Annotated in this window: 12 protein-coding genes; 7 read left to right on the top strand and 5 right to left on the bottom strand. The window is 61.3% G+C overall.

The features are described 5' to 3' along the window. Positions 1-563 (top strand): ABC transporter permease subunit (locus JJ869_RS18255; RefSeq protein ID WP_292269256.1); only part of this gene is annotated, 563 nt, incomplete at its 5' end. A gap of 98 nt (positions 564-661) precedes the next feature. Beyond that, positions 662-2,746, top strand: coding sequence for an ABC transporter ATP-binding protein (locus JJ869_RS18250; protein WP_292269254.1), 2,085 nt, complete (start codon positions 662-664; stop codon positions 2,744-2,746). Positions 2,747-2,849: 103 nt separating this feature from the next. Here JJ869_RS18250 and JJ869_RS18245 read toward each other — a convergent pair whose 3' ends face one another. Both JJ869_RS18245 and JJ869_RS18240 read right to left on the bottom strand, forming a co-directional pair. Continuing rightward, complete coding sequence (locus tag JJ869_RS18245; RefSeq protein ID WP_292269252.1) at positions 2,850-3,038, bottom strand: hypothetical protein; 189 nt, start codon at positions 3,036-3,038, stop codon at positions 2,850-2,852. A gap of 224 nt (positions 3,039-3,262) precedes the next feature. Next, entirely contained in the window at positions 3,263-3,832 is a 570-nt protein-coding gene (locus tag JJ869_RS18240; protein WP_292269250.1) for a lytic transglycosylase domain-containing protein, read from the bottom strand. A 260-nt stretch (positions 3,833-4,092) separates the two neighbouring features. Between JJ869_RS18240 and ssb the strand changes: the two genes are divergently transcribed. Further along, entirely contained in the window at positions 4,093-4,614 is a 522-nt protein-coding gene (gene ssb / locus JJ869_RS18235) for a single-stranded DNA-binding protein (protein WP_292269249.1), read from the top strand. A 27-nt stretch (positions 4,615-4,641) separates the two neighbouring features. On the opposite strand, the gene aroB is transcribed toward ssb, so the two are convergent. Both aroB and JJ869_RS18225 read right to left on the bottom strand, forming a co-directional pair. After that, positions 4,642-5,754, bottom strand: a complete 1,113-nt coding sequence (gene aroB / locus JJ869_RS18230; RefSeq protein ID WP_292269247.1) for a 3-dehydroquinate synthase — start codon at positions 5,752-5,754, stop codon at positions 4,642-4,644. Continuing rightward, positions 5,751-6,299 carry a shikimate kinase gene (locus JJ869_RS18225; RefSeq protein ID WP_292269245.1) on the bottom strand — a complete coding sequence of 183 codons (549 nt, stop codon included), beginning with the start codon at positions 6,297-6,299 and terminating at the stop codon, positions 5,751-5,753. Before JJ869_RS18225 ends, aroB begins: the two co-directional genes overlap by 4 nt. Positions 6,300-6,431: 132 nt before the next feature. Here JJ869_RS18225 and JJ869_RS18220 point away from each other — a divergent pair, with 132 nt between their 5' ends. From JJ869_RS18220 to JJ869_RS18205, 4 genes are all read left to right on the top strand, one after another. After that, complete coding sequence (locus tag JJ869_RS18220; RefSeq protein ID WP_292269244.1) at positions 6,432-6,581, top strand: hypothetical protein; 150 nt, start codon at positions 6,432-6,434, stop codon at positions 6,579-6,581. Further along, positions 6,571-8,130, top strand: a complete 1,560-nt coding sequence (locus JJ869_RS18215) for a hypothetical protein (RefSeq protein WP_292269241.1) — start codon at positions 6,571-6,573, stop codon at positions 8,128-8,130. Before JJ869_RS18220 ends, JJ869_RS18215 begins: the two co-directional genes overlap by 11 nt. Continuing rightward, positions 8,127-9,053 (top strand): site-specific tyrosine recombinase XerD, encoded by a 927-nt coding sequence (locus JJ869_RS18210; RefSeq protein ID WP_292269240.1) that lies wholly within the window; start codon positions 8,127-8,129, stop codon positions 9,051-9,053. Before JJ869_RS18215 ends, JJ869_RS18210 begins: the two co-directional genes overlap by 4 nt. Before the next feature lie 68 nt (positions 9,054-9,121). Beyond that, positions 9,122-10,438: an HlyC/CorC family transporter gene (locus tag JJ869_RS18205; RefSeq protein ID WP_292269239.1), complete on the top strand. Its 1,317-nt coding sequence runs from the start codon at positions 9,122-9,124 to the stop codon at positions 10,436-10,438. Positions 10,439-10,595: 157 nt separating this feature from the next. Here JJ869_RS18205 and JJ869_RS18200 read toward each other — a convergent pair. After that, positions 10,596-11,632 (bottom strand): aminomethyltransferase family protein (locus tag JJ869_RS18200; RefSeq protein ID WP_292269238.1); only part of this gene is annotated, 1,037 nt, incomplete at its 5' end.

Below are 11,632 nucleotides of genomic sequence, written 5' to 3'. Positions count from 1 at the left end.
GATACCGCACGCAACCGGCGGTGCGCACGCCGCTCTTGATCGGGGTGCTTGGCGTGATGGGCTGGCTCTACCTGTCGCTGATCTCGCAACCCGGCACGGCGATCACGGTGCTCCCCGACGCGGTGGATCTCTTCAACCTGCAGGGTGGCATTCTGGTCGTGTTCGTCTCGGTGGTCTTCGTCAACTCGCCCACGGTGTTCCGCATCGTCCGGGGGTTGGCGATGGATATCAAGACGCGGGACTATGTCGCTGCCGCACAGACCCGGGGGGAGCGGCCATGGTACATCATGCTGTGGGAGATCCTGCCAAACGCGCGCGGGCCGCTGATCGTCGATTTCTGCCTGCGGATCGGCTACACAACGATCCTTCTGGGCACCTTGGGGTTCTTCGGACTGGGCCTGCCGCCGGAAAGCCCGGATTGGGGCACGACGATCAATGACGGGCGACGTTTGCTGCAGATTTACCTGCACCCTGCGATGGTCCCCGCCTTTGCGCTTTTGAGCATGGTGCTTGGGTTGAACTTGTTGGCCGATGGGCTGCGAGAGGAATCGTTGCGCGATTGATGATGTTAGGATTGGGGGCGCTGCCCCCAAACCCCCGAAGTATTTGTGAACCAGAGAAGCAGGGAACCTGCCCTGCCATCCCAACCGGGAGAGACAAGATGAAAGACAGCTACGACGGACCCATTCTCGAGATCGACAGCCTGTCGATTTCGTTCTTCACCCGGCTGCGGGAAATTCCGGCGGTGATGGATTTCTCGGTCCGGGTGATGCCCGGCGAGGCGGTTGGGCTTGTGGGCGAGTCGGGCTGCGGGAAGTCTACCGTGGCGCTGGGCGTGATGCAGGATCTGGGCAAGAACGGGCGCATCGTCGGCGGGTCGATCAAGTTCAAGGGGCGCGACCTGAACGAGATGAGCCAGGAAGAGCTGCGCAAGATCCGCGGCTCCGAGATTGCGATGATCTACCAAGAGCCGATGGCGTCGCTGAACCCGGCGATGAAGATCGGCAGGCAGCTGATGGAAGTGCCGATGATCCATCGTGGATCGTCCGAGAAAGAGGCCTATGACCGCGCGCTGCAGGTGGTCACGGATGTGAAACTGCCTGACCCCGCGCGTATTCTCGATGCCTATCCGCACCAGTTGTCCGGCGGTCAGCAACAGCGCATCGTGATTGCCATGGCGCTGATGGCCGAGCCATCGCTGCTCATCCTCGATGAGCCGACAACCGCGCTTGACGTGACGGTAGAGGCGGCGGTGGTCGAACTGGTTAAGGAGTTGGGCCAGAAATACGGCACCTCGATGCTGTTTATCAGCCACAACCTTGGTCTGGTGCTGGAAACCTGCGACCGGCTCTGCGTGATGTATTCCGGCGAAGCGGTGGAACGCGGGTCGATCAAGGATGTGTTCGACGAGATGCAGCACCCCTACACGCAGGCGCTGTTCCGGTCGATCCCCCTGCCCGGTGCCGACAAGAACGCGCGACCCCTGCGCGCCATCCCCGGCAATTTCCCCTTGCCACATGAACGTCCCAAGGGCTGCAATTTCGGGCCGCGTTGTGATTACTTCGAGGCCGGCCGCTGCGATGCGGGCGACATCAGGATGTTCGATGTTCCGGGCAATGAGCGCCACGCGACGCGCTGTTTGCGGTTTCAGGAGATCGACTGGCAGGCCCCAATGGTGGCGGGCAATACGACGCAGAAATCGGAACCGGGTCGGGTTGTTCTCAAGATGGACAACCTCAAGAAATATTACGAGGTGGCGGCAAACGCGCTTTTCGGAAAACGCGGCGATACAAAGGTCGTCAAGGCCAACGAGACCCTGAGTTTCGAGGCGCGGGAATCCGAGACATTGGCCATCGTGGGTGAATCCGGTTGCGGGAAATCCACTTTTGCCAAGGTGTTGATGGGGCTTGAGACCGCGACGGACGGGCAGATCCTGCTCGACAACCGCAACATCGAATCCACCCCGATTGAAAAGCGCGACACGCAGACGATCGCCGATGTGCAGATGGTCTTCCAGAACCCGTTCGACACGCTCAACCCGTCGATGACCGTGGGACGGCAGATCATCCGCGCGCTTGAGGTATTCGGGATCGGCAACAGCGACGCCGAGCGGCGCGAGCGGATGTTGCAACTTCTGGACCTCGTGAAGCTGCCGCGCGCCTTTGCAGACCGGATGCCACGGCAGTTGTCGGGAGGACAGAAACAACGTGTCGGCATCGCCCGCGCTTTTGCCGGAAACGCGCGGATCGTGGTGGCGGACGAGCCGGTGTCGGCGCTGGATGTGTCGGTTCAGGCGGCGGTGACGGACCTGCTCATGGAGATCCAACGCGAACAAAAAACCACGCTGCTTTTCATCAGCCATGACCTGAGCATCGTGCGCTATCTATCTGATCGCGTTATGGTTATGTATCTTGGCCATGTGGTGGAGCTGGGCACTACCGATCAGGTCTTCGCGCCGCCTTACCACCCCTATACAGAGGCGCTGTTGTCAGCCGTTCCCATCGCGGACACACGGGTGACAAAGAAGCACATCGTGTTGGAGGGAGACATTCCTTCGGCCATGAACCCGCCGCCGGGCTGTCCGTTCCAAACGCGCTGCCGCTGGAAGTCGCAGGTGCCGGGAGCTCTGTGCGAGAAAGAGGTGCCGCCGATGCGTCAATTGGGAGAGGGGCATCAGGTCAAATGCCATCTGAGCGATGCGCAATTGGCGGTAATGGAACCAGTCATCCAGATCGCTGCTGAATAGCCAGAGGATGAAGCCGCTTTTGGCGCGGCCCAGAGAACTGGATCGGTGTATCGTGAAACGCAGCAGGACAGCCCCGGAGGGCTGCCACGCCTGTTCAAAAGACTTAGTTCGTCAGGAAGTCCTGTGCCGTCAACACGGCGGCACCGGTCGCGTCGGTCACGGCCTGCGTGTTGTCGGCCAATCCGACATAGGTCAGCATCGCCATACCCACGACCGCAGCGGTCAGAACGACCCAATCCACGGTGACAGCGCCCGACTCGTCGGCACGAAAGGTATTGATGAACTTAATCATACCACTCTCCATATTCCCATGCCTTGACCGCTAGCAGCGACTTCAGTCTTGGGTACAGTTCCACATGTTCTCACGCTGTTCTGGCGATGGAATGGGGCAGCAGTTTGACCGGAATAGAACAGTTTTGGCACAGGTCGCCAAAGTTCCGGGCAAATGGCAGGTCGCGCAAGCCTAAATCGCGACCAACGGAAACAAACAGCAGCAAATATCTGAATTGATTGGACTTACCGGCCCCAGATCTTTTTCACATAGTTGCGGGTCTCGCGGAATGGCGGAATACCATTGTGCTTTTCCACCGCACCGGGTCCCGCGTTATAGGCCGCCAGCGCCAAGGGCCATTGGCCGAACTTGCGGTACTGTTCCTTGAGATACCGCGCACCCCCGTCCAGGTTCTCTGCCGGATCGTTCGGGTCGACCCGCAGGTATTGCGCGGTGCCGGGCATCAGCTGTGCGAGACCGATCGCCCCTTTGTGGGAGCGGACATTGGGGTTGAAATTGCTTTCCTGCTGCACCAGTCGCAGAAACAGGTCCTCGGGAATGCCGTGCCGTCTGGCGGCATCACGCGCCATACCGGCATAAACGCCCGAATACTGTCCGCGATACTGAGGAACCGGACCGTCTTCTCCGGCATCCCCCCATTTCGAGGGCGTTACAACCTTGGGCGGTTGCAACCGCACCGAGCTTTTGTACTGCTGTGCCGCGCGCGAGTCCAAAACCTTGGTTTTGCTGGAAAAGAGCGCCACACGGCTTTTGGTGGACAACACTTCTGCGCTTGCTGCGCCCGCACTCATCATTGCGGCCACACAGATCGCCGCAACAAATCTCTGTCTTGTTGTTCGCATAAATGCTCACGCCCCACGTGGAGATTTTGCAGGTGTATAGTCTGGATTTGCGTTTCACACCAGCCTTGGTTGCTCATCATTTGTTAACCACAAGGTGATGGAATGACTTGGGCGGCTTTCGCCAATAGCGGATGGCAATCCGGCAAAGCGCTGGTGTAGGGTCACACAAATGGTGCGCAGCGCCACAGATTCGAATTCAAGATGGGGGAAACATGGCCGGTTCAGTCAACAAGGTCATCATCGTCGGCAATCTCGGCCGCGATCCGGAAGTGCGCACGTTCCAGAACGGCGGCAAGGTCTGCAACCTGCGGATTGCCACGTCAGAGACCTGGAAGGACCGCAACACCGGGGAACGCAAGGAACGGACCGAATGGCATAGCGTCGCCATCTTCTCCGAACCGCTGGCCCGCATTGCGGAGCAGTATCTCAAGAAAGGCTTCAAGGTGTATATCGAGGGGCAACTGGAAACGCGCAAATGGCAGGACCAGTCCGGTCAGGACCGCTACACCACGGAAGTCGTGTTGCGCCCCTATCGCGGTGAACTCACCCTGCTCGACGGCCGCGATGGCGGCGGTGGCGGCGGCTACGGTGGTGGCAGCAGCAGCGGCGGCGGCGATTATGGCGGCGACTACGGCGGTGGCTATGGGGGCGATTATGGCGGCGGCTCAAGCGGTGGTGGCGGTGGCCCTGCCCGCGCACCGGCCCGCGACATCGACGACGAAATCCCGTTCTGACCAAAAGCGCCCCGAGGGGCGCTTTTTTCATCGTTCGGACAGCGCGTCCTGCAACAGGTGCAGCACCGTGTCAGCCGGCACCTCCGAGGTGACAAACGCCTGACCGATCCCGCGCGCAAGGATAAAGCGCAACTGGCCGTCGATCACCTTTTTGTCCTGCCCCATGAGATCAAGCAACGCCCGCGCATCGGGCAAGTCCCCGTCGATATCCGCAAGCGTGACCTTCATCCCCATCGTGCTGAGCATTTCGCGCACACGGCTCGGCTCTTCCTGCGAACACAGGCCAAGGCGGGAGGACAGCTCGAATGCGAGGGCACAGCCGATTGCCACGCCTTCCCCGTGCAGCAACCTGTCGGAATAGCCGGTGGCGGCTTCGAACGCGTGGCAGAACGTGTGCCCAAGGTTCAAAAGCGCGCGGTCGCCCTGTTCGGTCTCGTCGCGCACCACGATCTCGGCCTTCATTTCGACCGACCGCTTTACGGCGTAGGCCAGCGCTTCGGGATCACGGGCCGCGATGCGGGCGGCGTTTTGATCTTGCCAGTCAAAAAACGCGGCATCGCCCAGAAGACCGTATTTGACCACCTCGCCATAGCCTGCAAGGAAATCGCGCTTGGGCAGCGTGTTGAGCACGGATATATCCGCCAGAACCAGCGCGGGCTGGTGAAACGCACCGATCAGGTTCTTGCCCTGAGGCGCGTTGATCCCGGTCTTGCCACCCACGGAACTGTCGACCTGCGCGAGAAGCGAGGTCGGAATTTGCACGAACCGTACCCCCCGGCGAAGCACGGCCGCCGCAAACCCGACCAGATCCCCGATCACGCCGCCGCCCAGGGCCACAACAACGTCCCGGCGTTCGACCTTCTGTTCCAGCAGCCATTCCACCGTGCGCTCGAACTGTGGCCAGCCCTTGGTGCTTTCGCCTGCGGGCAAGGTCAGGCTGACCGAGGCGATCCCTTCGGCAGCCAGCGCCGCTTCGAGTGCTTTGAGGTGCAAGTCCGCGACATGCGCATCGGTCACAATCGCCACACGGGGCCTTTTGAGCAGCGGTGCAATCTCGACGCCCGCGCGGTCCAAAAGATCCGCCCCGATCCGCACATCATAGGCACGACCCTCAAGCGGGACATGGACCGTTTCAATCACTCCAGAACCTCCAGCACGTCAGGGCGCGTTTTCAGCGCGTCGATCACCCGCAACGCCATATCGTCAATCGACAAGCCTTGTTCGGACTTCACACTCAGGTCCGCCAAGGCATAGACAGGAACGCGTTCGTTGCAGATCCGCTTGAGCGTTCCGAACGGGTCAGGCCCCCGCAACAGCGGCCTTGTGTCCTTGTGGCGCACGCGCTGCCACAAGACGTCCAGATCGGCATTGAGCCAGACCGCGACACCCTTTTTCGAGATGATCTCGCGGTTTTCCTCAGCCATGTAAGCGCCACCGCCGGTCGACAGAACACCCTTTTCCCGCTCAATCAGTCGCGAAATGACCTGTCTTTCCTTCACCCGAAAGAACGGCTCTCCGTCGCGGGCGAAAATCTCGGGGATGGTCATGTTCGCGGCTTTCTCGATTTCGGCATCCGAATCAAGAAACGGGGCGTGCAACATGGTGGCGAGAGCTTTGCCAACGGCCGTTTTACCAGCGCCCATCATGCCGACAAGAACCACAGTTTTCTTCAGTCTTGCCTGCATTGCCCCGGACAGACCCCTTGTAACTCGGCCAAGTGCCGCCAATTTTTTGACATCCGCCGTTAAATGACGTGATCTTGTGCAAAAGGCCAGTTATAACTTGGAAAAAATAATCGAGGCAGGGCAAGGGTCGTCATGGGACGTATCATAAAGTGGCTGATCTATCTCATCATCATCGGCGCAGTCGCGCTGGTGGCTTATGCCTATGTGGGGCCGTATTTCGGCGCGGATTTCTCACCGCCGCAAACGGAAGTCAGACAACCTGTGACGCTGGATGCAGATTAAGCCAAGCCTCCTGATCCTGGCCTGCTCCGCATGGCCCGCCTTCGCGCAGCAACAGCCGCAAGAACAGCCTTTGTCTGCCATCGACTGGCTGGCCGTGCCACAGAATGCGGCTCCGGTCGTCGTGGTCCCAGAAGCGAACCCGGTTGCCCAAAGCGCCACCGTTCCCGAAGTCGGGGTTCAGTCGCTTGATGCACCGGGGGTCGGCGGGGTCGGCCTTCTGCCGGGGTCGGTCACGGGTTTGCCGCCAAGTCTTTGGCGAGGCAGCTCCGAAGCCGACCTGATCGCGGCGCTGGACCTTTTGCAGATTCGCCGTCCAAGCGTACCCGCGCTGACCGGGCTGTTGCACATTCTCATGCTGGCGGAAGCCGAACCACCATCCAGTGCGACGGGCGATGCGTTTCTGAACGCACGTGTGAACCTGCTCTATCGGCACGGGTTGGTGCCCCCGGCCGAAGCGCTGATGGAGCGGGTGGGTGTTCTCACGCCGCAGCTTTTTGACCTTGCCTTCGATCTGGCGCTCCTGACGGGAACGGACGAAGCGCTGTGTGCCGTTCTGTCGGACGCGCCCAATCTCAGCACCGACCTGCCGACCCGGATCTGGTGCGCCACCCGCAGCGGCGACTATTCGCATGCGATCACCATTTATCAAACGGGCGTCGCATTGGGCCAGTTGTCCGATCTCGACACCGAATTGCTACTGCGGTTCCTCGATCCCGAATACGCTGAAGATGCGGAGCCCATGCCGCCGCCCGTGCGCCCGACGCCTCTGCAATTCCGACTGTTCGAAGCAATCGGAGAAGCCCTGCCGACCACGCCCCTGCCCTTGTCCTTTGCCGTGGTGGAACTGTCCGGCGATTCCGGCTGGCGCGCCCAATTGCAGGCAGCGGAACGATTGGCCCGCGCGGGCGCGATTGATGGAAACCAGCTTCTGGGTGTCTATACGGCGCAAAAGCCTGCGGCGTCGGGAGGTATCTGGGACCGTGTCGATGCGCTGCAACGGTTTGAAACCGCGCTGACCCGCGGCACGCCCGACGCTGTGTCCTCGGCGCTTGAACAGGTTTGGCCGCAAATGAGGGCTGCTGGTCTTCTGGTACCGTTCTCCAACCTCTTTGCATCACGGCTTCAAGGACTGTCCCTGTCGGAGCGGGCTGAAACGATCGCCGCGACGGCCGGGCTGCTGTCGGATGGCTACGAGTCGGTCGCGCAAGACCTTGCCGCCAGCCCGGACTCGAACCTCGCGTTTCTGGCGTCCCTCGCGCGGGGCCAGAAGCCCATACGCATCCCCGCAGACGTGCCCCACGCGGCGGCACTGGCCGAGGCATGGTCGGACACGGCACAAGCGCCTGGTGAACTCGCCGGACTGCCCGGGCAAAACCGCCTCGGGGAAGCGCTACTGAGCGCCATCCGAAACTTTGATGCCGGTGCCAGTGGCAATGACACGGAGCTGACCGAAGCTTTGCGTGCCTTGCGGGCCTTCGGGCTTGAAGACACCGCCCGCCGCGCGGCCCTGCAACTTGCCATCCTCGACATGGAAGGCGCGCGGCGATGAGCGACCGCCACTGGATTGCAGCCTTTCTCGATGCGCAGGCCGCAGAACGGGGTGCTGCGACGAACACGCAATTGGCCTATGCGCGGGATCTGGCGGATTTCACCGACTGGCTGTCTGGCCGAGGATCTTCGCTGACTGCCGCTCAGAAGGTGGATGTGGAAGATTACCTGGTGCATTGCGACGCGCAGGGGCTGGCGAAATCCACCCGCGCCAGACGGCTGTCGGCGATCAAGCAGCTCTACCGTTTTTGTTTTGAAGAGGGGTTTCGCGCCGACAACCCGGCTGTCCAGATCAGCGGACCGGGACGCGACAAACGCCTGCCCAAAACGCTGTCCACAGAAGAGGTCGATCGGCTGCTCGAGGCCGCCGCCGCACATGGCCGCAGCCCATTGGAACGCGAACGCAACACCTGCCTGATGCAACTTCTCTACGCGACGGGGATGCGGGTCAGCGAACTGGTCACCCTGCCCCTGTCATCTGCCAAGGGCGACCCGAGGATGCTGCTGATCCGTGGCAAAGGAGGAAAGGAACGGATGGTGCCGCTGTCGCCCCCTGCCCGCGCAGCACTGCGCGACTGGTTGAAAACGCGCGAGACGATGGAAGAGGACGCACGGGCGAATGGCAAAGCTGCCTCGACCTTCCTTTTCCCATCGCGTGGCAAGTCCGGCCACCTGACGCGCCACGCCTTTTATGTCCTGATCAAGGATCTCGCCGTCGAAGGGGGCGTCTCTCCGGCCAAAGTCACGCCCCACACGCTCCGCCATGCGTTTGCGACACATCTTCTGGCCAACGGGGCCGACCTGCGGGCGATCCAGACCTTTCTGGGGCATGCAGATGTCTCCACCACCGAGATTTACACCCATGTTCTGGAAGAACGTCTGAAAGAGCTGGTGCTGGATCACCACCCCATGGCCCGCGACTGACCCACAGCCCTTGAACGCGCGCGCCGCTGACCCCATAACCCTGTCAAGTTTTCATAACGTTGGATCTCATGGAACCCGCACTTCCCGCGGCAGATGCCGCCTTCTGGATCACCGCTGCCGCCATTCTTGGTCTTCTGGTCCTGTCGGCCTTTTTCAGTGGCTCGGAAACCGCGTTGACCGCCGCGTCACGGGGCAAATTGCGAACGATGTCCGACAAGGGGTCCAAAGGCGCGGATCGCGCGCTCCGGATCACCGAGGACAACGAACGCCTGATCGGGTCGGTCCTTCTGGGCAACAACCTTGTCAACATCCTAGCCACATCGTTGGCGACGGCGCTCTTTACACGGCTTTTCGGCGAATCCGGTGTGGCGCTGGCAACGCTGGTGATGACGGTGCTGGTGTTGGTCTTTGCCGAGGTGCTGCCAAAGACCTACGCCATCACCAATCCCGAAACCGCCGCGAGCCGTGTGTCGCCGGTGATCCAGCTGGTCATCACGGTCTTTTCCCCCATCGTCAGCGCGGTCCGGGTTCTGGTGCGGGGCGTGTTGAGCATCTTCGGTGTCAAGACCGACCCTGACAGCCACATCCTTGCCGTGCGCGAGGAAATCGCCGGAGCCCTGCAACTGGGCCATTCCGAAGGTGTGGTCGAAAAGGAAGACCGGGACCGTATTCTGGGTGCGCTGGACCTCAGCGAACGCACCGTGGAAGAAATCATGCTACACCGGTCGGGCATCGAGATGATCGACGCCGACAATGATCCGCAAGACATCCTGCGCCAATGTCTGGAGTCGAACCACACCCGACTGCCTGTGTTCCGGGGCGACCCGGAGAACATCATCGGGGTGGTGCATGCCAAGGACCTGTTCCGCGCCATGTACCGCTTCATGCAGGAAAGCGACAAACCCGCCGAGGCGATGAGCAGTTTCAAATTCGCCGACGTGGCGATGAAGCCATACTTCATCCCCGACAGCACATCGCTTGACGACCAGATGCGCCAGTTTCTGCGCCGGCGTACGCATTTTGCGCTGGTGGTGGATGAGTACGGGGCCTTGCAGGGGCTGATCACGCTTGAGGATATTCTCGAAGAAATCGTGGGCGAGATCACCGACGAGTTCGACCCGGATGGCGCGCATGCCGTCAAGCGCAGCGACGATGGCAATTACTGGATCGACGGCTCGACGACGATCCGCGACCTCAACCGGGCGCTGGATTGGACGCTGCCCGACGAAGAGGCCAACACCGTTGCAGGCCTTGTGATCCACGAGGCGCAGATGATCCCGACCATCGGGCAGGTCTTCAGCTTCCATGGTTTCCGCTTTGAAGTGGTGGCACGCGAGAACAACCGCATCACGGCGCTCAAGATCAGGCCATTGGCGGCAGAGTGACCCAAGGTGCGCCAAACGCGCGGGCGCGTTTGGCGTTCCCGTTGACGGAAACGCATTGGGGGGTCGTCCATTGATGCGCCATTGGTTCAAGCCCAATGGACGGCGCCCCCGCCCGCCTTCGGCGGCCTCCCCCAAAGTATTTAGCAACAAGAGAAGATCAGGCGCGCAGCCTTGTGCCCTCGGGGTCAAAAGGTGGTCGGTCAAGGATCACAGCCCGATGTGGGCGGCCCAAAACCATCACCTCGACCTCGTCACCGGGTCTGCCGTGTTTGACGAATGCAAGCGCCAGCGACTGGCCGACATGGTACCCGTAGGCCCCTGAACTGACCCGCCCGATGCCGACGCCATCCTTGAAGATCGGCTCGCCGCCAGTTGCATCGGCGTTGGACGCTTCCGTATCCTCGGCATTCAGCGCCAAAAGCACCATGGTTTCGCGCGCGGGTTTTGCCATGTTGGCCAATGCCGCGGCGCTGTTCAGATAGGGTTTGTCGCTGCGGCACAGGCGTTCCAGCCCGCATTCCTGCGGCCAGTATTCGGGGCTGTATTCCCGGCCCCATGATCCGTAGCCCTTTTCCATACGCAGGCTCATCAAGGCACGGCTGCCCACCGGGGCTGCGCCGAACTCGGCACCAGTTTCAAGAAGGGCCGTGTAGAGCGTCTGCTGATCCTCAGCGCGGCAATGCAGCTCCCAGCCCAGATCGCCGGTAAAGGACACGCGCAGGGCCATCACCGTCACGCCTGCAATCTCGATCCAGCCAGAACGCATGAACGGCCAGTCTGCCGTGTCGAGCGACGTGTTCGTCAGATGTTGGATCAGATCGCGGGATTTTGGCCCGGCGACGTTGAAGCCACACCACTCATTGGTCAGGCTTTCGAAGACGGTACCGTCAGGCAGTGGAACCGCGTCGTAGAAGCGTTTCTGGTAACGCTCTGCCATGCCGGAGCTGATGATCCAGAATTCATCTTCGGCCAGCTTTGTGACTATCGCATCGCCCGCGATGCCGCCGCGTTTGCCGATCAGCGGCGTCAGGCAGGACCGCCCGACCTCTTGCGGCATCCGGTTGGCGAAGACGGCGTTCAGCCACGCCTCCGCCCCCGGCCCGGTCACGCGGTACTTGGCGAAGTTCGAGATGTCGATGATCCCGGCTTTGTCCCGCAGCGTGCGGGCCTCTTGCCCCACCACATCCCGCCATG

Source organism: Marivita sp. (genome assembly GCF_017643905.1).
Taxonomy (GTDB): domain Bacteria; phylum Pseudomonadota; class Alphaproteobacteria; order Rhodobacterales; family Rhodobacteraceae; genus Marivita.
Note: the sequence above shows the minus strand (reverse complement) of the source record. Positions and strands in the feature narration are given on the sequence as shown.